This is a genomic window from Nocardiopsis akebiae (genome assembly GCF_018316795.1).
Classification (GTDB): Bacteria; Actinomycetota; Actinomycetes; order Streptosporangiales; family Streptosporangiaceae; genus Nocardiopsis; species Nocardiopsis dassonvillei.
In genome coordinates this window covers 2246786-2269244 of record NZ_CP074132.1, presented here as the reverse complement: position 1 = coordinate 2269244, position 22459 = coordinate 2246786, and the positions used below count along the sequence as shown (strand labels likewise).

Here is a 22459-nt window from a genome sequence, read left to right as displayed (position 1 = left end):
CCTAGCCGACCCGCTCACGCCGACCGAGCAGGCCCTGGGGCCTGACCAGCAGCATGAGGATCATCAGCGCCAGAGCCCATGCCTGCATGAGCTGGGACGGGAACCACAGGGTGGACAACATCGCCACCAGGCCGACCGCCAGGCCGCCGACCATCGCACCGTAAGCCGTACCGAGACCGCCCAGGATCACCGCGGCGAACATCATCAGCAGCAGACGGAAGCCCATCTCGTACTCGACCACCTGGTTGAGCCCGTAGAGCACACCGCCCAGAGCGGCGAGACCGCCACCGAGCCCCCACACGTACAGCGTGACCCGGTCCACGTCGATACCCGACGACTCCGCCAGGTCCCGGTTGTCCGACACCGCGCGCATCGCCTTGCCGATCCGGGTGAACTGCAACAGACAGGCCACCCCCACCAGCACCACGATCGCCACCGCCATGACCACCAGGTCGCGCGGCGGCATCGACACCGGCCCCAGACGCACCATCTCCTGCAGCTGGAAACCCGCGTAACGCTCCCGGCCCGCCCCGAAGAGCACCAGGATCACGTGCCGCACCACCAGCGCCAGACCGATCGAGACGATGAACATCTGGATCATCGCCACGTTGCGGTGCCGCAGCGGACGCCAGATGTAGCGCTCCATCGACCCGCCCAGGACAGCGCCCATCAGGACCGCGACCACCGCCGCCAACCACAGCGGCACGCTCCAACCGACCTCGTCCCCCATCACACCGAGAACCGTCGCCAACGCGATACCCGCGAAGATCGACAGCCACTGCGCGACGACCAGCGCCGTCCGCGACAGCCTGGTCTCCAGGAAGGCGCCGATCAGCACCGCCGCGCCCAGCCCCAGGAAGAGCGCCAGCAGCGCGTTGCCCATACCCGCGGCACCCGTGCTGAAGAGCAGCGCGATCATCGCACCGAAGGTCACCAGGTCGCCGTGGGCGAAGTTGATCAGCTTCGTCGTGCCGAAGATCAACGAGAGCCCGATCGCGGACACCGCGATCACCAGGCCGAACAGCAGACCCGCCGCGGTGAGCTGGAGCACCCGGTCCCCGAACGAGCCACCGGCGTCGGTGTTGGGAGCCAACGACTCCTCGTCGGCCGCCTCCCCGCCGGAGGAGCCCTCCGTCTCCTCCTGCGAGGGCGAGGCCGATTCCTCCTCGGCCGCGCCCGCCGCCTCCAGGGCGACGATCAGCGGCCGCCGGTCGTCCGCCTCGACCTCCACCTCGGTCTCGCCGTCGACGAAGAGGGCCTCGATCACCGCGAACTCCCCGGGGACGGACTCCTGGTCCACCACCACGCGGTAGGTGCCCGGTTCGGGCAGGCCCACTTCCCACATTCCTTCAGAGTCGGTCTCCGCCGCCCCGACCTCGTCCTCACCGTCGTAGACCGTGATCATGATGCCTTCGACACCCTGGTCCCGGTTCTCCGGATGGAGGATCTGACCGTGCAGCGCTTCACCGCCCTGTTCGTCTGCCGTCGCCGCTGGCCCCGGGATCACCAGGATGGCGGTGATCAGGGCGAGCAACACGGTCACAAGACGTGTGCGCACGCGCGCTCCTTGCGCATCTGAGGGTGGCGGTGGCGAATGCGCGCACGCGCCACCGCTGTCCTTTGCTGTTCGGTGCGGTGAGTTTAGCCCGATTTAGGCAAGTTGTTCAGATGCGCTAATGCCACGTGACCCAACCGTCACCCCATCGTGCGCAAACGAGACCAAGCCGGTACACCTGGCGCATTGACCCTGGACATCTGTCTCGTTTCCACCGCGTTAAGCGCCCGAACTGCATAGTTTCTCCACATACGGCGCACCGGAGTGACCACGGGGAGCCGCGAGGAGAAGGCACGGGCGGAGACGACGAAGGGGGCCGCACCCGGCTCGGGTGCGGCCCCCTTCGTTCAACCTGTCCAGTCCGACTGGCGCGGACGCGTAAGCGCCGCTTACCGGTGTCGGCTCACTGCTTGCCGCCGAGGGTCTCCACGACCGTCTCGGCGACCCTGCGCATGGTCAGCCGCCGGTCCATGGAGTTCTTCTGGATCCAGCGGAACGCCTCGGGCTCGCTCATCCCGTGGCGGCTCTGGAGCAGACCCTTGGCCTGTTCGACCAGCTTGCGGGTCTCCAGGCGCTCCTGGAGGCTGGAGACCTCCGACTCCAGCGCGGACAGCTCCGCGTAGCGCGAGGTGGCCATCTCGATGGCGGGCACGAGGTCGGCCTTGTTGAACGGCTTGACCAGGTAGGCCATGGCCCCGGCCTCGCGCGCCCGTTCGACCAGCTCCCGCTGGGAGAAGGCGGTCAGGATCACCACCGGGGCGATGCGCTCGGCGGCGATGCGCTCGGCGGCCGAGAGGCCGTCGAGCACGGGCATCTTGATGTCGGTGATCACCAGGTCGGGCTTGAGCTCCTGGGCAAGGCGGATCACGGTCTCACCGTCACCGGCCTCGCCCACGACGGCGTAGCCGTCCTCCTCAAGCATCTCCTTGAGGTCCAGGCGGATCAGGGCCTCGTCTTCCGCGATCACCACACGGCTCTGCGTCCTCGTCACGTACACGAGGTTACCGAGATCAGCTAGGATGCTGGACGTCGGGACGGGCATGCGCGTCAATCGTGATACCACTGTTGACGGAGCAACCCCAACCGAACAGGTAGATGGACACCAGCCAGGATGTCCGTTTCACCTAAAAAAGCCCTGATACCCCAATCGGCAGAGGGAAATAGCTCAAACCTATTACAGTGTGGGTTCGAGTCCCACTCAGGGCACAACACCCCAGAGCCGCCCCATTCGGGCGGCTCTCTTCATTTGGAGCACATCAACCCACGGTAGTCATACTATCGACGGAATGTCACAGGCGTGAGCAACTATTCATGTCATGTACTCACGTGACGTAGTAGACGAAACCTTCCGCCTCAAAGCCCTGGGCCTGACCGACAAAGCCATCGCGGCACAGTGCGGCGTCTCCGTGCAGGCGATCAGGCACTGGCGCTACGGCAACAGGCGTACGCCCGCGACAGAGGGAAGGCGCCGAGACCGGACGACCTACTGCCCCAAGTGCCATAACGCGCGTCTTGATGACAACGCCTACGCCTACCTACTGGGGCTCTACCTCGGAGACGGTCACATCACCGCCTCAAGGCGCGGGGTGTACGTTCTCTGGATCTTTTGCGACAACAAGCACCCGGGACTGATGGACCTCTGTGGCGATGCCATGCAGAAGGTGTTCCCGATCACCTCTTTCCGTGCCAGCCGCGGCGAGGGTGCACGGCTGTCAGAGCCGCCTCCGAACACTGGCTCCGCCTGTTCCCCCAGCACGGACCGGGCCACGAGCACTCCGGGAGGATCGCCCTGGAAACCTGGCAGCAGGAAGTCGTCGACCACCATCCCGAGCTGTTCGTCCGGGCCCTGGTTCACTCCGACGGATGCCGTGCCCTCAACCGGATACGCAAGAGGGGCAGGAGGGACGAGTACCACGAGTACCCGCGCTACCACTTCTCCAACACGTCGCAGGACATCGTGGACCTCTTCACGTCGTCCCTGGAGCGGCTCGGCAATCCCTGGACGAGCCACATCCAGCGCCAGCCCCCGTTCAAGGACGAGACCGCCGTCTCGGTGTCGCGGAAGGAGGCCGTGGCGCGCATGGACGCCTTCATCGGGCCCAAGCACTGAGGGACCGGACAGACGGGCCAGAACCTGCGTAACTACCCAGCCGGTACCGCCCTAAATAGGCCCTTTGTCACTTTATGCCGGGGCAACCCGGCGGAACCGGTCACATCACGGCCACAACCTGAGTACAACCCGTGAGTTCGGTCGCCTCCGCGGGCGCACGTCCTTGATCCTGGAGTTCCAGAAGCGATTTCTCAGGAGAGGAGCAGCGGGTGCTGACCGCGGTGGCCGGGATCGTCGGCGCACTGGTTATCGGCGCCTGGGTGGTGGTGGCGTGGGGTTCCCAGCGCCGCCAGCCGTGGCTGCTGACCCCCGTCGCGCTGCTCATCGTCCTTCTCGTGGCCGTCGGCCAGCCGGGCTGGGCGTTCGTGCCCGTCGTGGCGCTGGTCGCCGGTTCCTTCGCCGAGCTGGTGGTGGGCTCGCGCGAGTCCCCCACCCTGCGCACCAAGGACCCCGACGCGCCGTTGAGCACGGAGCGCTGGGCGGCGGCCGTGGCCGCGCCGTTCCGGGTGGCGTTGGCCGAGCCCTGGGACGTGGTGGCGCGGCCGTCGCTGCGCCGTCCCTACCAGCGGATGCTGGAGCGCCAGTGGGGGGTGACCGACCGCGAGTCGCTGCTGGAGGCGGTGGACGCCCTGTTGGAGGAGCTGCGTACGGGTCCGAAGCTGGATCTGGTGGTGGATCTGAGTGCGGGGGTGGCCAGGTCGCGGCTGCCGCGTGAGCGGGGCGGGCAGGTGACGGGCGCGCACGTGCGGCTGAGCGAGGAGCAGGTGGCGCGGTTGCGCGCGGTCACGGGGGTGGCCGAGGCGGACGAGACGGTGCTCATCGGCGCCTACCAGTGGTGGAAGTCGGTGCACGTGATCCGGCTGGTGTGCGGGGGCGCGTCGTTGGACTGGTTGAGTCCGGTGGAGACGCAGACGCTGTTGCGGCGGGTGGCCTCGGACCTTCAGCGGCGGTACGCGTCGTGGCAGCAGTTGTCGATGGCCTTCCACGCGGGTTACCTGTTGTGGCCGGAGAAGGGCGTGGAGGGCGACCACGGCGGTACGGACCGGGTGTGGGCGGCGCTGGGTCTGCTGACGGAGGACGAGCGCAGTCCGTGGAACCTGTTGCCGTGGGACATGCCGTTGGAGCGTGTGCTGCCGGAGGGGGGCTCGGCTGCCGGGCCGGAGTCGCGCGGGGACGTGCGCGGGGAGTCGGCGGCCTGAGGTGGTGCGGCGGGGCCGCACCTGGTCCTGACCCGGTGGGCGGCGCGGCTCATACGCCGTGTCCTCCGGGCCGGACCTGATGCGGCACGTCGGGGGCGCCCGGTGCGGGGCGCCCTGGTGGTTCTACCGTGCCGCGAGGGCGACGGCGTCTCCGAGGCGGTGGACGCGCAGGGAGTTGGTGGAACCGGTGGTTCCGGGCGGGCTGCCGGCGACGATGACGATCTTGTCGCCCTTGTGGTAGTCGCCGAGCTGGAGGAGTTCGGCCTCCACTTGGCGGACCATGTCGTCGGTGTTGTCGACCCAGGGGACGATGTTGCTCTCGACTCCCCAGGTGAGGGAGAGCACTCCGCGGGTGGTCTGCTCGGTGGTGAAGGCCATCAGCGGGATGGGTGAGCGGTAGCGGGCCAGGCGCCGGGCGGTCTCGCCGGACATGGTGAAGGCGACCAGTGCCTTGGCTCCGACGGTGGCGCCGATCTCGGCGGCGGCGCGGGCGATGGCTCCGCCGGTGGTCTCGGGCACCCGGTTGAGGATGTGCGAGGCGCGCAGGGATTCCTGTTCGGCGGCGCTGACGATGCGGGCCATGGTCTCGACGGTCTCGACGGGGTACTTGCCGACGCTGGTCTCTCCGGAGAGCATGACGGCGTCGGCGCCGTCGAGGACGGCGTTGGCGACGTCGGAGGCCTCGGCCCGGGTGGGCCGGGGTGATCCGATCATGGATTCGAGCATCTGGGTGGCGACGATGACCGGTTTGGCCTTGTCGCGGCAGCGTTCGACGGCGCGTTTTTGCACCATGGGGACGTTTTCGAGGGGGAGTTCGACGCCGAGGTCGCCGCGGGCGACCATGACTCCGTCGAAGACCTCGATGATGTCCTGGAGCCGTTCGACGGCCTGGGGTTTCTCGACCTTGGCGATGAGGGGGACGGTGATGCCCTCCTCGTCCATGATGCGGTGGCACTCCTCGGCGTCGGCGGGGCTGCGGACGAAGGAGAGGGCGACCATGTCGACGCCCTGGCGCAGGGCCCAGCGCAGGTCCGCCTCGTCCTTTTCGGTGAGTGCGGGGACGCTGACGGCGACGCCGGGGAGGTTGAGTCCCTTGTGGTTGGAGACGGTGCCGGCGACGACGACGCGGGTGTGGACGTCGGTGCTGGTGGTCTTGGTGCACTCCAGCGCGATGCGGCCGTCGTCGATGAGGACGCGGTCGCCGGGGCGTACGTCGGCGGGGAGTCCCTTGTAGGTGGTGGAGACGCGGTGGGCGTCTCCGGGGACGTCGTCGGTGGTGATGGTGAATTCGTCGCCGACGTTGAGGTCGACGGGGCCGTCGGCGAAGGTGCCGACGCGGATCTTGGGCCCTTGGAGGTCGGCGAGGACGCCGACTGCTCGTTGTGCGGCCTCAGCGGCGCCTCGCAGGTTGGCGAGGTTGGCGCTGTGGTCGTCGTGGGTTCCGTGGCTGAGGTTGAGTCGGGCGACGTCCAGTCCGGCTTCGACGAGCTTGCGGAGGACTTCCGGGCTCGAGGTGGCGGGACCGAGGGTCGCGACGATTTTTGCTCGACGTGTCACGCTTAACACTCTAGAGCGTCTGGAGGATGGAGTGGTCTAAACCAGGTTGCGAATGGACGTATGTGGGGCTGCGGGAAGTCGAACGGCGGACACCCTGGGTGACGTTCGGTGGCGTTGCGTGTCGGGGTGTCTTCGCTGGTGGGGTTGGCGGGTCGGTGCGGGGGACCCGGCCTCGGCGGGGTCCGGCGCCCGTGGGGCTTGGTCTTGGCCGGGGCTGGTGGGGCCGGGTCGGGGGTGTCAGCCGTCGCGGCGGCGGGGTGGGATGTAGCACTGGAGGCGGCCGTAGGCGCAGAGGATGCGCAGGCGTTGGACGGTGCGCATGCCTTCGCGTTCGAGGGTGGCGGCGGTGTCCCAGTGCTGCCAGGTGGCGTCCCAGCCGCCGTCGGCTCTCTGGGTCTGTTCGAAGAAGTCGAGGTTGCGTTGGATCTCGGCGTCGGTGAACAGGGGTCGGGCGATGTGGTCGGGGTGGGTGGCGATGTCGAGTGCGGTGTGGGTGTGTCGGTTCGGGTTGGGTTTGGGGTGGGTGTCGATGACGGCGCGGATCATGGGGTGGAGGCGGCTGGTGGTGCGTAGGGCGCGGTCGCGGTCGGGGGCGTGTTGGAGGAAGGTGCAGATGCCGATGGCCTGGTGGGGGTCGGTCCAGTGCAGGGCGTCGATGCGCTTCCAGCAGTAGGCGGTGGCGTTGTCGCGCCAGGTGTGGCTGATGTTGTGTTTGTGGAGGTATCCGGCGAGGAGTGCGGTGAGTCCGAGGTCGCTGGTGAAGTCGTGGTGCTGTTGCCACCAGGGGGCGGATTCGGTGTGGCGGACGTTGGGTCGTACGCAGGGCAGGCCGCCGTCGGGGTTGGTGACGGTGGTGAGGTAGCGGCAGATGCCGGTGCCGAGGGTGGTGGGAATGGGGCCGAGGTCGTCGAGGTAGCGCAGGGCGATCTCGGTGGCGGCGGGTTGGCTGGTGTGTCCGCGCAGGTCGGGGTCGAGTCCGTTGCCGTAGCCGCCGTCGAGGTTGCGGTAGGCGGAGAGCGCGGAGCGAACGGGTTCGGTGGGTCCGTTCTGGAAGAGGTGGGCGAAGCGGAGCCGGTCGATGAGCCGGGCGTTTCGCATGGTGAAGTGTTCTGCGGCGCGAAGGGAGTCCCAGGTCACAACGGTCATGTCTTCGACGGTACGTCCGTGTGCGGGGCGGGGAAATGGTTGGCGGGCCAATCCATTCGCGATCTTTACGCGCGGTTCGGGGTGGTGTTGCGTGTGCGTCTTCGGGTGAGGATGAGGAGTCCCGCCCAGGAGGCGAGGACGGTGAGGGCGACGGCGAGCTGTGCGGTGAGCAGGTGTTCGGCGGGGTAGACGATGCCGGTGAGGTAGTGGTCGATGAAGCCTTCGGGGGGCAGTCCTTGTTGTCCGGCGCGTCGGCGGGCCCAGTTCTCGACGTGGGTGAGGGGGCAGGGCCATCCGATGAGGGTGATGGCGAGTCCGTAGAGGGCGCAGCCGAGGTGGGTCCACAGGGTGCGGGGCCATTTCCAGGCGAGGAACCCGCCGAGGGCCAGGTAGGCGAGGAAGGCCAGGTGCGTGACCATGGCGGTGTCGGCGATGAGCCGGTAGGTCATCGTCTGGCCTCCTGGGCGCGTGGTGGGTGTTGCTGGTTTCCAGTATCCGCGCCGTCTCCCGGGCGGGCCAGGGGGTGTCGGGGGCTGTGGACGATGCGGGTGGAAACCCGGATGGCTCTTCACCCGGCGGTGGACACGGCGACGCGCCGGGTGCGGAGGGTGTCCTCCGCGCCCGGCGCGCGTGTGTGCCTGGTTGCGGCTAGACGAGCGGTCGCGCGGTCGGCGGGATGGTGACCGGCAGGGTGCTGTCGTCGTTGAGGTAGCGGTCCACTCCTGCGGCGGCGGAGCGGCCCTCGGCGATGGCCCAGACGATGAGCGACTGGCCGCGGCCCATGTCGCCGGCGCAGTAGACGCCGTCGACGGTGGTGCGGTAGTCGGTGTCGCGGACGACGTTGCCGCGTCCGTCGAGTTCGACGCCGAGCTGGTCGAGCAGGCCCTCCTTCTGGGGTCCGACGAAGCCCATGGCGAGGGTGACGAGTTCGGCGGGGATCTCGCGTTCGGTGCCCTCGACGGGTTCGAAGCCCTTGTCGGTGCGCTTGACCTCGACGAGCTTGAGGGCGCGGACGCGGCCGTTGTCGTCGCCGAGGAACTCGACGGTGTTGACGGAGTAGATCCGCTTGCCGCCCTCCTCGTGGGCGCTGGTGACCTTGTAGAGCATGGGCATGGTCGGCCAGGGCTGGTTGTCGGGCCGCGTGGCGGGCGGCTTGGGCATGATCTCCAGCTGGGTGACCGACGCGGCGCCCTGGCGGTGGGCGGTGCCGACGCAGTCGGCGCCGGTGTCGCCGCCGCCGATGACGACGACGTGCTTGCCCTTGGCGCTGATGGCGGGCGTGTCGTAGTCGCCCTCCTGGACCCGGTTGGCCAGGGGCAGGTACTCCATGGCCTGGTGGATGCCGTCGAGTTCGCGGCCCTTGGCGGGCAGGTCGCGCCAGGCGGTGGCGCCGCCGCTGATGACGACGGCGTCGTGGTCGGCGCGCAGCTGGTCGGCGGTGATGTCGGTGCCGACGTCGACTCCGGCGCGGAAGGTGGTGCCCTCGGCGCTCATCTGGGCGAGGCGGCGGTCGATGTGCCGCTTCTCCATCTTGAACTCGGGGATGCCGTAGCGCAGGAGGCCGCCGATGCGGTCGGCGCGTTCGTAGACGGTGACGTCGTGTCCGGCGCGTGTGAGCTGCTGGGCTGCGGCGAGTCCGGCGGGGCCGGAGCCGACGACGGCGACCTTCTTGCCGGTGCGGGTGGCGGGGGGCAGGGGCTTGACCCAGCCTTCCTCCCACGCGCGGTCGATGATGGAGACCTCGACGTTCTTGATGGTGACGGCGGGTTGGTTGATGCCGAGCACGCACGCGGATTCGCACGGGGCGGGGCAGAGCCTGCCGGTGAACTCGGGGAAGTTGTTGGTGGCGTGCAGGCGTTCGATCGCCTCGGCCCAGTCGTGGGTGTGGACGAGGTTGTTCCACTCGGGGATGAGGTTGCCGAGGGGGCAGCCGTTGTGGCAGAAGGGGATGCCGCAGTCCATGCAGCGCGAGGCCTGCTTGGTGACGGTTCCCCGGTCGAAGTCCTCGTAGACCTCGCGCCAGTCCTGGATGCGCACGTCGACGGGTCGGTGCTTGGGGAGCTCTCGCTCGGTGGTCTTCAGGAAGCCCTTGGGGTCGGCCATGTGCCTTCCTCCTCTCGTGTCAGGACTGTGCGGAGGCCATGACGGCCTCGTTGACGTCGCGGCCCTCGCGTTCGGCCTCGGCCCGGGCGAGCAGGACGCGCTTGTAGTCGCGCGGCATGATCTTGGCGATGCGGTCGAGTCCGGCGTCGCCGTCGGTGAGGACGCGGTCGGCGACGGCCGATCCGGTCTCGGCTCGGTGGCGGGTGAGGACGTCGGTGAGGAACGCGCGGTCCTCGTCGGTGAGGGCCTCGACCTCGACCATCTCGGTGTTGACGCGTTCGCGGTCCAGGTCCAGGACGTAGGCGATGCCTCCGGACATGCCGGCGGCGAAGTTGCGTCCGGTGCGGCCCAGGACGACGGCTCGGCCGCCGGTCATGTATTCGCAGCCGTGGTCGCCGATGCCCTCGACGACGGCGAGTGCTCCGGAGTTGCGGACGCAGAAGCGTTCGCCGACGACGCCGCGCAGGAGGATCTCTCCGGAGGTGGCGCCGTAGCCGATGACGTTTCCGGCGATGATGTGGTCCTCGGCGACGAGCTGGGAGGCGTTGTCGGGGCGGACGATGACGCGTCCGCCGGACAGGCCCTTGCCGACGTAGTCGTTGGCGTCGCCGGACAGGCGCAGGGTGACGCCCCTGGGCACGAAGGCGCCGAAGGACTGGCCCGCGGATCCGGTGAAGGAGACGTCGATGGTGTCGTCGGGGAGGCCGTTGGCGCCGTGGCGCTTGGTGACCTCGTGTCCGAGCATGGTGCCGACGGTGCGGTTGACGTTGCGTACGGGCAGTTCGAGGCGCACGGGCTGGCCGAAGTCCAGGGCGCCCTCGCTGAGCTGGATGAGGGTGTTGTCCAGGGCCTTCTCCAGACCGTGGTCCTGGAGGCGCTGTCGGACGCGGTGGTCGCCGGCGCGGGGTTCGACCTCGTGCAGGATGGGCGACAGGTCCAGCCCCTGGGCCTTCCAGTGGGTGACGGCGTCGGCGGTGTCGAGCAGGTCGATGGAGCCGATGGCCTCGTCCAGGCTGCGGAAGCCGAGCTGGGCGAGGTACTCGCGGACCTCCTGGGCGATGAACTCGAAGAAGTTGACGACGTACTCGGCCTTGCCGGAGAAGCGCTCGCGCAGGAGCGGGTTCTGGGTGGCGACGCCGACGGGGCAGGTGTCCAGGTGGCAAACGCGCATCATGACGCAGCCGGAGACGACGAGGGGCGCGGTGGCGAAGCCGTACTCCTCAGCGCCGAGCAGGGCGGCGATGACGACGTCGCGGCCGGTCTTCATCTGGCCGTCGGCTTGGACGACGATGCGGTCGCGCAGGCCGTTGAGCAGCAGGGTCTGCTGGGTTTCGGCGAGGCCGAGTTCCCAGGGGGTGCCCGCGTGCTTGAGGGAGGTCAGCGGCGAGGCGCCGGTGCCTCCGTCGTGGCCGGAGATGAGGACGACGTCGGCGTGTGCCTTGGACACGCCGGCGGCGACGGTGCCCACGCCCGCCTCGGAGACCAGTTTGACGTGGACCCGGGCGGAGGGGTTGGCGTTCTTGAGGTCGTGGATGAGCTGGGCGAGGTCCTCGATGGAGTAGATGTCGTGGTGGGGCGGCGGGGAGATGAGTCCGACGCCGGGGGTGGAGTGGCGGGTCTGGGCGACCCACGGGTAGACCTTGTGGCCGGGCAGCTGGCCGCCCTCGCCGGGCTTGGCGCCCTGGGCCATCTTGATCTGGATGTCGTCGGCGTTGGTGAGGTAGTGCGAGGTGACGCCGAAGCGGCCGGAGGCGACCTGCTTGATGGAGCTGCGCCGCAGGTCCCCGTTGGCGTCGGGGGTGAAGCGGTCGGGGTCCTCGCCGCCCTCGCCGGTGTTGGACTTGCCGCCGAGGCGGTTCATCGCGATGGCGAGGGTCTGGTGGGCTTCCGCGGAGATGGAGCCGTAGGACATGGCTCCGGTGGAGAAGCGCTTGACGATCTCGGCGACGGGTTCGACCTCGTCGACGGGCACGGGCTCGCGCACGCCGTCCTTGAAGCGCAGGAGACCGCGCAGGGTCATGAGCTTCTGGGACTGGTCGTCGATCTGGGAGGTGTACTCCTTGAAGATCTCGTACCGGCGGGTGCGGGTGGAGTGCTGGAGCTTGAAGACGGTCTCGGGGCTGAACAGGTGCGGTTCGCCCTCGCGGCGCCACTGGTACTCGCCGCCGACCTCCAGGCGCCGGTGGGCGCTGGGGTTGGGGGTGTGGGCGCTGCGGTGGCGGATGGCGACCTCCTCGGCGAGGACGTCGAAGCCGACGCCGCCCAGGCGGGAGGTGGTGCCGGTGAAGCAGCGGTCGATGACCTCGGCGCCCAGGCCCAGGGCCTCGAAGATCTGGGCTCCGGTGTAGGAGCTGACCGTGGACACGCCGATCTTGGACATGATCTTCAGGACGCCCTTGCCGAACGCCTTGACGGTGTTGCGGACGGCCTGGTCGGCGTCGACGCCGCCGAGGCGTCCGCGTTCGACGAGGTCGCGGACGGTGGCCAGCGCCAGGTAGGGGCTGACCGCGGAGGCGCCGTAGCCGATGAGCAGGGCGACGTGGTGGCATTCGCGCACGTCGGCGGCCTCGATGAGGAGGCCGACCTCGGTGCGGGTCTTCTCGCGGACGAGGTGGTGGTGGACCGAGCCGGTGAGCAGCAGCGACGGGATGGGCGCGCGGTCGGCGTCGGCGCCGCGGTCGCTGAGCACGAGGATGTGGGCGCCGTCGGCGATGGCGGCGGAGACCTCGGTGTTGATCTGCTCCAGGCGTGCGGAGAGCGCGTCGCCGCCGCCTTCGACGGGGTAGGTGCCGTCGACGGTGAAGGTCTTCAGGGCCGGGTTGTCCTGTCCGGCGGCGACGATGGCGGCCAGTTCGGCCTGGCCGACGACCGGGGTGGGCAGGACGAGGCGCTGGGTGCTGCCGGGTGCGGCGTCGAGGATGTTGTGCTCGGCGCCCAGGAGGGTGGCCAGGCTGGTGACCATCTCCTCGCGGATGGCGTCCAGGGGCGGGTTGGTGACCTGGGCGAAGTTCTGCGAGAAGTAGTCGAAGAGCTGGCGGGAGCGCTCGGAGAGCGCGGCCACCGGGGTGTCGGTGCCCATGGAGCCGATGGGTTCGGCGCCGGTGCGGGCCATGGGTGTGAGGATGACGCGCAGTTCCTCCTCGGTGTAGCCGAAGACCTGCTGGGCGCGCTGGAGTTCGGTGACCGGGACGGGCTGGGCGTCGGGCAGGTCGGCCAGGCGCAGGACGCCTGTGTCGATCCACTCCTGGTAGGGGTGCTGGGCGGCGAGTTCGGCCTTGATCTCCTCGTCCTCGACGATGCGCCCCTGGGCGGTGTCGACGACGAAGATGCGGCCGGGCTGGAGGCGTCCCTTGCGCACGACGGTGGCGGGGTCGATGTCCAGGACGCCGGCCTCGCTGGCGAGGACGACGAGGCCGTCCTCGGTGACCCAGTAGCGTCCGGGGCGCAGGCCGTTGCGGTCCAGGACCGCGCCGACGACCGTGCCGTCGGTGAAGGACACCGAGGCGGGACCGTCCCAGGGCTCCATGAGGGTGGAGTGGTACTCGTAGAAGGCCCGGACGGCCGGGTCCATCTCGGTGTGGTTCTCCCAGGGCTCGGGGATCATCATGAGCACCGCGTGCGGCAGGGAGCGTCCGCCCAGGTGGAGCAGCTCCAGGGCGTCGTCGAAGGAGGCGGTGTCGGAGTCGTCGGGGTCGACGATGGGGAAGATCCGGTCGAGTTCGCCGGGGATGAGGTCGCTGGCGAGCTTGGCCTCGCGCGCCCGCATCATGTTGCGGTTGCCCTTGACGGTGTTGATCTCGCCGTTGTGCGCGACGTAGCGGAACGGGTGGGCGAGCGGCCAGGACGGGAAGGTGTTGGTGGAGAAGCGGGAGTGGACCAGGGCCAGGCCGGAGGCGTAGCGCCGGTCGGACAGGTCGGGGAAGAACGGCTCCAGCTGCGGGGTGGTGAGCATGCCCTTGTAGGCGATGGTGCGCGGTGACAGGCTCGGGAAGTAGACGTCGCTCTCGTGCTCTGCGCGCTTGCGTACGCAGTAGGCGTGGCGCTCCAGCTCGATGCCGGTGAGGCCTTCGGTGGCGGTGCCGGGGGTGCCCGTGATGAAGAGCTGCCCGAAGTAGGGCATGGCCTGGCGGGCGGCGGGGCCGCTGTACTGGGGCTCGAAGGGCAGTTCGCGCCAGCCGAGCAGGGTCAGGCCCTCTTCGGCGACGATGGCGTTGATGCGTTCGACGGCGGCGGCGCGCTCGGCCGCGTCGGCGGGCAGGAACCCGATGCCGGTGGCGTAGGCGCCCGCCTGGGGCAGGGTGAAGTCGCAGACCTCGGTGTAGAACTCGTGCGGGATCTGGGTGAGGATGCCCGCGCCGTCTCCGTCGTCGGGGTCGGCGCCGGAGGCTCCGCGGTGGTCGAGGTTGCGGAGTACGGTGAGCGCCTTCTCGACGATGTCGTGGCTACGACGTCCAGTGAGGTCGGCGACGAAGCCCACACCGCAGGCGTCGTGCTCGAAAGCGGGGTCGTACAGGCCCTGGGAAGTGGTCTCGGGGTTCGTTCGGACGGACGAACGCCGCACCTGGCCAGCAGGCATCTACCCTCCTGTCGTCTTGCGTCGGCTTCGTGAAAAGCGCATCCGGGACGACGTTGGCCCTGCTGCGTGCGGATGGAGTTGTGTCGCCGCGTGGTGCGGCGGTGACCGTCGTCGGGCGCCGTGGCCGCCTCCGTCGTGCGGCCACGTCCTCGTGGCCGCCGGTGGCGGGTGGGGTCCGCCCGTGACGGGCGGGTTCTCTTATACATGCCGGTCCAGCCGCGACGTTAATCGCAGGTCTAGACCATGTGGCGCCGCGGTGCGCCGGTGGCCCCTGGCCTCGCCCGTGTGTGTGCGGGCTCGGGCGCGGTCCGGGAGAGGTTCCCGGTGCGGGCTGGCCTAGCGGGTTTTTCCACGAGGGAACCCCGCTAAACCTCCCAAAGAGGCCGAAACACCAACCTTTGGGGTCGGGAACGTTACTTCGGGCATGCGGGCGCAACACGCCGCACGCCCACATTACCCCGGTGTTAACCGCGTCCCCAAGAGGGTGAGGGGCGGGTCCGCGAGTGATATCCCCCTCACCGGGGGGCGCCGCTGACCTGGGTGGCGGCGGGCCGCGCGCCGCCACCGCGCGCGTGGGACGATCGGTGCATGCACGCGACTCATCCGGGCCCGGACGGCCCCCCTTCCGCTGCCTCCGGGCGGGTACCGGTCGCGGACGGCGACTCCGCCCGCGCCGACCGCCCCCTTGACGGCCCGCCGCCCCTGCCCGAGCCCGCCGCGGAGCTGCTGCGCGGCCACGGCGTGGACGCGCCCCGGCTGCGCCGCGTGCTGGCGCTGCTCTCGGACGGGCGCGAGTGGGAGGCGAACGCGCTCGTGCGCGCCAGCGGCGTCGCGTACGCGCTGGTGTCCTCCCTGGTGGCGGCTCTGACGGAGGCCGGTGAGCTGGCGCCCGGGGACGGGCGGGGCCGGGTGCGCCTGGTGCGGCCCGAGCGCTACGCGGGCGCGGCCGGGGAGGAGCCCGCGGACCCGGTGGCCCACCTGCTCCCCCGATACTCCCGGGCGCTGGCGGAGCTGGCGCGGGCCGTGGAGGAGGGACCCGCCTCGGACCTGGACCTGGACCACGTCGCCGCGACGGCCGAGACCGCGCTGCGCCGGGCGCTGCTGCTGTCCACCCGGTTCGACCTGCGCGAGCGCACGCTCCTGTGCGTGGGCGACCACGACCTGACCTCGGTGGCGCTGACCCTGGTCTGCCCGGACGCCCGGGCGCAGGTCGTGGACATCGACGAGCGGGTCCTGGCCCACATCGACGCCCTGGCGGCCGATCTGGGGCTGGCGGTGCGCACGCACGCCGCGGACCTGCGCCTGGGGCTGCCGCCCGCGGTGCGCGGCGGCGCGGACGTGGTGTTCACCGATCCCCCCTACACGCCCGACGGGGTGGAGTTGTTCGTGCGGCGCGGTGTGGAGGGGATGGCCGATCCCCGCCGGGGCCGGGTGCTGGTGGCCTACGGGGCCAGTGAGACCACGCCGCGGCTGGCCGCGGCCACGCAGGCGCGGCTGGTGCGGATGGACCTGCTGCTGGAGGCGGTGTGGCCGGACTTCAACCGCTACCACGGGGCCGAGTCGATCGGTGCGGCCTCCGACCTGTACGTGCTGCGGCCGCTGGCGCGCACGCTGCCCGCTCCCTCGGGCGAGGTGGCGCGCGTGTACAGCCAGGGGGTGAACGCCAAGGAGGCCCGGGGCGGTCTGGACGCCGACCGGGCCCGCGCCGTGCTGGACCGGGTGGCCGAGGAGACCGCGGGTACCGGTGGAGCCGGGGAGGCCTGCGCTGACCGCGCGCCGACGCTGGTGGGCGCGTGGCCGGGCGAGGTGGCCGGGTCGGGGCGGGTGCGCCTGTCCACGTGGCTGGACGCGCCCGGGCAGGGCGGCGGCCGCGCGGTGGTCAATCTCACGGGCGGGTGGGACCGCTGGGCGGCGCGCGCGGCCCTGGCCGCCGCCGGGGACACCGTGTACGCGCTGGTGCCGTCCTCGGCGGCGTGCGTGCGCGACGAGGCGGGCCAGCGTGGGCTGCGCGCCTTGGTGGAGCCGCGCTTCGGGGTGCGGTTCCTGCGCGGGTTCGGCGCGGACGGACTGACTGCGGTGCGGCTGACCCGGCGCCCGGACGCGGACTCGGCGGTGGAGCGGCTGCTGGTGTACGTGCAGGAGAGGGCGCACGGCACGCTCACCGCGACCCTGCGGGCGGGGCTGGTGGAGGTGTCGGCCCGGCTGGAGAAGCCGGTCAACAAGCGCACGGCGCGCCACGCGGTGGCCGCCGCGCCGGAGTGGGTGTCCGGGCACACCCTGCTGGACCTGCCCGAGCACCGGTTCGGTGAGCTGCGCGGGGTGGCGGCGGACCTCCTGGAGCGGGTGGGGCGCCCCCCGGCCTGACGCTGTACCGGCCCGCCCCTGGGCCGATGGCGGGTCGGAACCCTCACGTCGTACCAGCAACGGTTCCGGCCAGCCAACGGACTGCCGCGTGCTCGTCCCGGAGACGGCGAAGGGGCCGCGGCGGTGCCGCGGGCCCCTTCGTGTGTGCGGGGGAGGCTCAGCCGGTGCCGGTGGTCCCGGGCAGCTCCGCGCCGGTTCCCTCGTTGCCGGTCACACCCTCACCTTCGACGCCGGTGCCGTCGGTGCCCGTTCCGTCGGTGCCCAGGCCCTCGGTGCCGGTGCCCGTGCCCTCCGTGCCGGTTCCCCCGGTCCCGGTGCCCTCGGTGCCCTCCGTCGTTCCCTCGGTCCCGCCGCCGGTGGTGCCCTCCTGCTGCACCATGCGCCGGTAGAGCGGGTCGCGGAAGTTGGCCAGCGCCACGAGCGGCCCGGACAGGCTGACCCTGTCCTCCACCGACTCCGAGTCGGTGGGCTGCACCCACACCAGGACCAGGTAGTGGCCGCTGACGACGGCGTCGCTGGCGCTGTAGCCGCTGCCCAGGCGGTCGAAGGGCTCTGCGCCGGACGGCGAGAGCACGAAGCCGGGGTCCTGCGCGCCCTCCCCCTCGGGTTCGGCGAGGGCCGCGGCGACCGCCCGGCTGCCCTCGACGTCGGCGAGGTTGAACACGGCCACGACGCCGAAGTAGGTGTCGGACACGTAGGTGGCGCGCCCGGCCTGGGTGCAGTCGGCCTCGGCCAGGGCGGCCTTGGCGGGCTCGCCCCACACCGCGGCGGCGCAGTCCTCGGCCAGGGCCGATTCGCCCAGGGTGAAGTCGATGCTCTGGCTGGAGATCTCGGCGTTGCGGTCCCCGAAAAGCTCGTTCTCGTTGAGGGGGCGGCTGTCGGCCTCGCGGGTGGCGAGCACCTCGTTCATGCTGCCGGCGTCGACGACCCGGTACACGGCGGGACGGGTCTGGGGGGCTGCCTGCCCCTCGCCGCCCTCCCCCGCGTTGAGGTACAGGACCACGCCGAGGGCGATCAGCGCCACGACCAGCACTCCGGCCACGATGGCGATGAGGGGGCCCAGGCGCCTGGACTCCTTCTTCCTGCGCCCCCCGGCCCGTCGGCGCCCGCCCTCCCGGGAGGAGCGCCCCTCGGGCTCGGTGTCGGGCTCGCTGGTCTTCCTCCGGCGCCCCGCGGGTCCGGACGCCGACGGTTCAGAAGGGGACACCCAATGGACCTTTCCTCGGATGCGGTCCGGCCCGCGCGTACGCGGGCCGGACCGGTGTGTTCGGGGGTGTGTGAGGCCGGGAATCCTCGCCGCGCCTCGTGTGACCTCGGGTCGGTCTGTCGCAGATCCTATCGGGGCCTCCGACAAGCCGGGACAGACTACTCCTCGGCCTGCTCCGCCGCCTGGTTCACGGCCACGACCTCCTCGTAGACGTAGCGCGCCGCGTTCATGGAGGCCACGCTCAGCGTCGCCATGTCGGTGTTGTCCCCGGGCGGGGAGCCGTCGGTGTCGGCCACCCAGAACACGGCCAGGTAGTGGCCCATGACCTGGGTCGTGGCCTGGCTGTAACCGTCCCGGAGGCCGGGGACCTCGTCGCCGGTCTGCGTGAGCAGGAACCCGGCGCCGCTCTCGGCGTTGGTCGGGTCCAGCTCGCGCTCGACCTCGACCGCGGCCTCGGCGTTGGCCAGGTCGAACAGGGTGAACTGGGCCACGTACTGCTCGTCGCCGTCGGTGTACACGCCGGAGGCGGCCTGGACGCAGTTGGCGTCGATCAGGCTCTGGCCGAGCTCCTCACCCCACACCAGGGAGGTGCAGGAGTCGGTGATCGAGCCCTGGCGCAGTTCCAGGTTCACGTCGTCCAGGCCGATCTCGCGGACCGGGTCGAAGACGCTCTCCTCGGTCATCGGTTCGGTGCCCTCGGGGCGCTCGTTGATGGCGCCGAAGACGTCCTCGCGGTTGGGCTCGGAAAGGTACAGCTCCGGGGTGAGGGTGCTGTGCCCGTCCGGCGGGGCCACGACCGTGTCGTCCCCGCCCGCGACGGCGCCGCCGTTGCCGGCGAAGAGCTGGTAGGACAGCAGGCCGAGGAGGGCGACCAGCGCGATGCTGAACGCTCCGAGCAGGAGGCCGAGCACGGCTGTGCCGCGCTTGCGCTTGCTCTGCTCGGCGAGGGTGTACACGATCTGGTTGGGGCGGTCGCCCAGGACCGAGACCCTCTTGATCGCGGCGGCGGAGAAGGCGGAGACCTTGTTCACCCCCGTGGCTCCGGCCCGCCTGCCTCCGGCGGCCCGGTTGCCCGGGGCCCCGCGGCGGGAGGAGCCGCGGGCCCCGCGCCCCTTCCTGCGGCGCGAGGCGCGGCCGCCGGTCTCCTCGGCGCCGCCCGCTTCGGCGCCGTCGGCGCCCTCTTCCTCGTCGTAGGCGTCCTCGTCGTAGGACGCGTCGTCGTAGGGTCCGTCGTCGTAGCCGTCGCCGGCGGGGCGGGTGTGGCCGTACTCCGCGGAGAAGTCCTCCTCGGGGTCGTACCCCTCCTCGTCCCGGTCCAGGATCTGGTCGTCGGCGCGGTCCTCGGTGCGGGCGCTTTGGGCGCGGCGGCCTCTGCGGCCGTACCCGGACTCAGCTCTGCTCACGGTCTTTCTCAATCGTCAACCCGTGGTCTGCTCGAAAGGTACAGGGGCCCAGATGCGTGTCCGGACACGGCCGGTCCACGTGGCTTCCCTGTGTCTACTCGGGCTTCGTCCCGGGTTCGGTTCCCGTGTCCCCGGCGTCCCTGTCGGTCGAGCCCTCGCTACTAGATCGTTCAGGGCTCGGGTGGTATTCCGTCCCCGCCTCCCGTGAGCTGGAGCTTTGCGAACCGACACGCGATTCCTCGCTGTCCAGGGCGCTGTAGACGGTGCTGTCGTCGCGCGTCTCACCGTCGGTTGTGGGCCCGAACACCTGGGTTCCGGCGTCGTGGCCGTGGGGGACGACGGCGCTGGAGAAGGAGTCGATGCGCCGTCCCGCCCACACGAAGTAGGCCAGGGCCGTGAGGAGGACCAGGAGGGAGGTCCAGTTGTTCAGGCGCAGGCCCAGGAAGTCGTTGGCCGGGTCCACGCGCAGGTACTCGATCCAGAACCGGCCAGCGCAGTAGCCCGCGACGTAGAGGGCGAACAGGCGCCCGCCCTGGAGGGAGCGCTCGTAGCGCCGTCCCGCCCAGGCCAGCAGGACGGCCAGGCCCAGGCACCACAGGGACTCGTAGAGGAAGGTGGGGTGGTAGGTGCTGACGCCCAGTTCCATTCCCGGGCGCAGGGCGCCGTTGGGGTAGGGGGTGATCTCCACGGCCCAGGGCAGGTCGGTGGGCCTGCCGAACAGCTCCTGGTTGAAGTAGTTGCCCCAGCGGCCCAACGCCTGGGCCAGGGGGAGGGTGGGGGCGATGGCGAAGGAGAGCTTGGACATGGACAGGCCGCGCCTGCGGGCCACCAGCCACACGCCCAGGGCGCCCATGGGGATGGCTCCCCAGATGCCGAGCCCGCCCTCCCAGATGTACAGGGCGCGGATGGGCTCGCGGCCCTCGGCGAAGTACAACTGGGCGTCGCTGACGACGTGGTAGAGGCGTCCGCCGATCAGGCCCAGGATCACGGCCCACACGGCCATGTCCATGATGGTGCCCTTCTCACCGCCCATGGCGGCCCAGCGCCGCTCGCTCCACAGCACCGCGACGATGACTCCGGCGAGGATGCACAGGGCGTAGAAGTGGATCTGCAGCGGCCCGATGGGGATGGAGTTGACCTGCGGGCTGGGGAAGGCCGCGAGGGCCCGGCCGAACTCGACCGCGCCCTCCGTGGCTGTCGACGACAATGTCACTGGTCTGCTCTCGGGTTCGCCCCGCGTGCGGGGGTGTCTTCGGGGATGGCTACTCCGCGCCACCCCCGTCGCCTGTGGGTTGGGTGTCGACCTCGCCGGGCTCCGCTGAGGCGATCGCCTCGTTGAGGCCCCGGGCGGTCATGGCGGTGTCGTTGTCGAGCAACTCACCGTTGATGTAGACGGAGGGCGTTCCGCGGAAGGCGTTGTCTCCGCTGTAGCGAGTGTAGGCGTTCCCGGTGGCTTCGATGATCTGGCCCGTGTACGTCCCCTCCAGGAACGAGGGGTCGTGGCCGTGCTCGGCGCCCCAGGCGAGCAGGTCGGACAGCACCATGGTGGCGAGGGTCTCCTCGCCGATCTGCGCCACGGCGTCCTCGGTCAGGGCGGGCAGGAACTCCTCGGTGAACCGGGAGACCACGGCGGCCTCGTCGTCCACCCGCTGGTCGAACCGCTCCTGCTGCTCCGGGGTGGGGTCGGTCTCGGCGAACCACTCCTTGAGCTGGTCGACGGTGAAGCCCTCGGTGCGCTCGGTGGGCTGGTTCTCGAAGAGGATGTCGTTGTAGCGCACGAACCGGTCGTGTTCGGCGGCGGCGCGGGCGGCGGCCCCGGCGCGCAGCGAGTTGCTGCTCAGGGGCACCGGCTGCTGGGCGAAGATGCTGACCGGCCGGTAGTGGACGATGGCCTCGCCCTGTGCGGCGTTCTCCTTGAGGACGCCGCCGTTGAGGAGTTCGAACTGGCGGCAGGCGGGGCACTGGTAGTCGGCGTAGACCTCGACGACGGGGGCCGAGGCGCCGTCCTGGGCCATGACGACGCTGCCGTCCTGCTGGAGGGTGCTCGGCGCCAGGGCCCCCTCGTACTCGCCGCTGCGGCGGTCGGCGTTGAGGGCGGCGTAGCCGATGCCGACGATGAGCAGCACCACCGCGGCGGCGGCGCCCACCACGACGAGGGTCCTGTTGCGCTTGGCTTTGCGCTTGTCCCTCTCCCTCTGCTCCTTGAGTTTCTCGCGGGAGCGCCTGCGCGCTTCACTGCCCATGTCTTCCCCTGTTCCTCAATGCTGGATACGGTCGGCCGTCCGGGGTCACCGGAAGAGGCCGAGGGCGCGGTCGACGGCGAAGGGCGAACGCGGCCAGACCGCGACGAAGGCGCCCATCGCCGCGAAGGCGATGTCGCGGGCGATGGAGAGCCCGTAGGTGGTCTCCTCCGGGTCGACCTGGCCGCCGCCGCCGAAGCAGCCGCAGTCGATGCTCAGGCCCCGGGCCATGGCGGAGAGGATCCCGGCGATGAAGACGACCATGAGCAGCGCGCTGACGGCGCCGACGTAGCGGGTGGCGAGCCCGACCAGGAGCAGGGCGGCCAGGGCGAGTTCGAACAGGGGGAGGGTGTAGCCGATGAACCGCGCGACCTCGGCGGGGAAGAGGTCGTAGGCCTCGACCGCCTGGACGGACAGGGCCGGTGGGAACTTGGAGACGGCGGCGAAGACCAGGACACCGGCCAGTCCGACGCGGCAGGCGAGGCTGAGCCAGGGCTGGGCGGCCTCCCAGCGCGATCCGGGCGCGGGTCGGCTGGCGGTGGTCTGTTCGGTGGTGTCCATCACTGCGGCCTCCGTGGAGAGAGCGGGCGGGTCATCGGATGTGCGGGGCGGGCGCCCCCGTCTGCGGGCGGGAGCGGGAGCCCCTGCCTCCTTCCGTTCTGTGCGGCCGTGGCCGTGGCGCCCGCCGGAGCGGACGCGGGCCCTTCCATGGAGTCGTCGCCGGGCCGTACGGGGTTCCCGGGATGCGGGGATGTGGTCACCGCCACCGCGCGCCGCCGCCCCTCCCGTGCGCGTCCGGGCGGACACGGCCCGAAGGGGCGGTCGGGCGGACGTCGGAGGAGGGAGACCCGGCGACCACGCTGCGTGGGCGGTCCGTCGCCCTTCGCGTCGGGTCAGATCCTACTGCTTGTGTTGAGCGCGTGACGCTGTGTCCGGGATTTCGGGCGCAGTGAGCGCCCCCGCCCGGGGCGGAGGGCACCCCTCCCCCTTCATGAGTAC

The 22459-nt window shown here is 70.6% G+C and carries 15 protein-coding genes and 1 tRNA gene; 4 read left to right on the top strand and 12 right to left on the bottom strand.

Features of this window, described 5'->3' with window-relative positions; genetic code table 11:
* Position 1 precedes the first annotated feature (1 nt).
* Positions 2 to 1558: a branched-chain amino acid ABC transporter permease gene (locus tag KGD83_RS09805; RefSeq protein ID WP_212643496.1), complete on the bottom strand. Its 1557-nt coding sequence runs from the start codon at positions 1556 to 1558 to the stop codon at positions 2 to 4.
* 400 nt (positions 1559 to 1958) lie between these two features.
* Positions 1959 to 2525, bottom strand: a complete 567-nt coding sequence (locus tag KGD83_RS09800) for an ANTAR domain-containing response regulator (protein WP_019610955.1) — start codon at positions 2523 to 2525, stop codon at positions 1959 to 1961.
* Between the two features lie 162 nt (positions 2526 to 2687).
* On the opposite strand from KGD83_RS09800, the gene KGD83_RS09795 reads away from it, so the two are divergent.
* From KGD83_RS09795 to KGD83_RS09785, 3 genes are all read left to right on the top strand, one after another.
* A tRNA-Leu gene (locus KGD83_RS09795) sits at positions 2688 to 2761 on the top strand.
* A 751-nt stretch (positions 2762 to 3512) separates the two neighbouring features.
* Positions 3513 to 3665 carry a hypothetical protein gene (locus KGD83_RS29095; protein WP_338036952.1) on the top strand — a complete coding sequence of 51 codons (153 nt, stop codon included), beginning with the start codon at positions 3513 to 3515 and terminating at the stop codon, positions 3663 to 3665.
* A gap of 209 nt (positions 3666 to 3874) precedes the next feature.
* Positions 3875 to 4864 carry a DUF1266 domain-containing protein gene (locus KGD83_RS09785; protein WP_212643495.1) on the top strand — a complete coding sequence of 330 codons (990 nt, stop codon included), beginning with the start codon at positions 3875 to 3877 and terminating at the stop codon, positions 4862 to 4864.
* Positions 4865 to 4987: 123 nt separating this feature from the next.
* Here the strand turns inward: KGD83_RS09785 and pyk are convergent, their stop codons facing one another.
* The 5 genes from pyk to gltB form a co-directional block, all read right to left on the bottom strand.
* Positions 4988 to 6421: a pyruvate kinase gene (gene pyk, locus KGD83_RS09780; protein WP_212643494.1), complete on the bottom strand. Its 1434-nt coding sequence runs from the start codon at positions 6419 to 6421 to the stop codon at positions 4988 to 4990.
* A gap of 237 nt (positions 6422 to 6658) precedes the next feature.
* Positions 6659 to 7558 carry a prenyltransferase gene (locus KGD83_RS09775; RefSeq protein ID WP_212644354.1) on the bottom strand — a complete coding sequence of 300 codons (900 nt, stop codon included), beginning with the start codon at positions 7556 to 7558 and terminating at the stop codon, positions 6659 to 6661.
* Between the two features lie 74 nt (positions 7559 to 7632).
* Positions 7633 to 8016 (bottom strand): DUF2784 domain-containing protein, encoded by a 384-nt coding sequence (locus KGD83_RS09770; protein ID WP_212643493.1) that lies wholly within the window; start codon positions 8014 to 8016, stop codon positions 7633 to 7635.
* Positions 8017 to 8215: 199 nt separating this feature from the next.
* The gene (locus KGD83_RS09765; RefSeq protein ID WP_212643492.1) at positions 8216 to 9670 is read right to left on the bottom strand and encodes a glutamate synthase subunit beta; all 1455 of its coding nucleotides are present in this window, start codon (positions 9668 to 9670) and stop codon (positions 8216 to 8218) included.
* A gap of 19 nt (positions 9671 to 9689) precedes the next feature.
* The gene (gene gltB, locus KGD83_RS09760) at positions 9690 to 14246 is read right to left on the bottom strand and encodes a glutamate synthase large subunit (protein ID WP_212643491.1); all 4557 of its coding nucleotides are present in this window, start codon (positions 14244 to 14246) and stop codon (positions 9690 to 9692) included.
* 588 nt (positions 14247 to 14834) lie between these two features.
* On the opposite strand from gltB, the gene KGD83_RS09755 reads away from it, so the two are divergent.
* Positions 14835 to 16610, top strand: coding sequence for a bis-aminopropyl spermidine synthase family protein (locus KGD83_RS09755; protein WP_212643490.1), 1776 nt, complete (start codon positions 14835 to 14837; stop codon positions 16608 to 16610).
* 157 nt (positions 16611 to 16767) lie between these two features.
* On the opposite strand, the gene KGD83_RS09750 is transcribed toward KGD83_RS09755, so the two are convergent.
* From KGD83_RS09750 to KGD83_RS09730, 5 genes are all read right to left on the bottom strand, one after another.
* On the bottom strand, positions 16768 to 17817 hold the full coding sequence (locus tag KGD83_RS09750; RefSeq protein WP_249352257.1) for a hypothetical protein: 1050 nt from the start codon (positions 17815 to 17817) through the stop codon (positions 16768 to 16770).
* A gap of 158 nt (positions 17818 to 17975) precedes the next feature.
* Positions 17976 to 19220, bottom strand: a complete 1245-nt coding sequence (locus KGD83_RS09745; RefSeq protein WP_212643489.1) for a hypothetical protein — start codon at positions 19218 to 19220, stop codon at positions 17976 to 17978.
* Positions 19221 to 19314: 94 nt separating this feature from the next.
* Positions 19315 to 20427 carry a prolipoprotein diacylglyceryl transferase gene (lgt, locus tag KGD83_RS09740; RefSeq protein WP_212643488.1) on the bottom strand — a complete coding sequence of 371 codons (1113 nt, stop codon included), beginning with the start codon at positions 20425 to 20427 and terminating at the stop codon, positions 19315 to 19317.
* Between the two features lie 55 nt (positions 20428 to 20482).
* Positions 20483 to 21463: a DsbA family protein gene (locus KGD83_RS09735; RefSeq protein WP_212643487.1), complete on the bottom strand. Its 981-nt coding sequence runs from the start codon at positions 21461 to 21463 to the stop codon at positions 20483 to 20485.
* Positions 21464 to 21508: 45 nt separating this feature from the next.
* On the bottom strand, positions 21509 to 22021 hold the full coding sequence (locus KGD83_RS09730; RefSeq protein ID WP_212643486.1) for a MauE/DoxX family redox-associated membrane protein: 513 nt from the start codon (positions 22019 to 22021) through the stop codon (positions 21509 to 21511).
* Positions 22022 to 22459 lie beyond the last annotated feature (438 nt).

Bases quoted from the DNA above. Each gene is read 5' to 3' on its own strand.
- KGD83_RS09770 (WP_212643493.1), bottom strand. From the start codon at position 8,016: ATGACCTACCGGCTCATCGCCGACACCGCCATGGTCACGCACCTGGCC.
- KGD83_RS09765 (WP_212643492.1), bottom strand. From the start codon at position 9,670: ATGGCCGACCCCAAGGGCTTCCTGAAGACCACCGAGCGAGAGCTCCCC.
- gltB (WP_212643491.1), bottom strand. From the start codon at position 14,246: ATGCCTGCTGGCCAGGTGCGGCGTTCGTCCGTCCGAACGAACCCCGAG.
- KGD83_RS09755 (WP_212643490.1), top strand. From the start codon at position 14,835: ATGCACGCGACTCATCCGGGCCCGGACGGCCCCCCTTCCGCTGCCTCC.
- KGD83_RS09735 (WP_212643487.1), bottom strand. From the start codon at position 21,463: ATGGGCAGTGAAGCGCGCAGGCGCTCCCGCGAGAAACTCAAGGAGCAG.
- KGD83_RS09730 (WP_212643486.1), bottom strand. From the start codon at position 22,021: ATGGACACCACCGAACAGACCACCGCCAGCCGACCCGCGCCCGGATCG.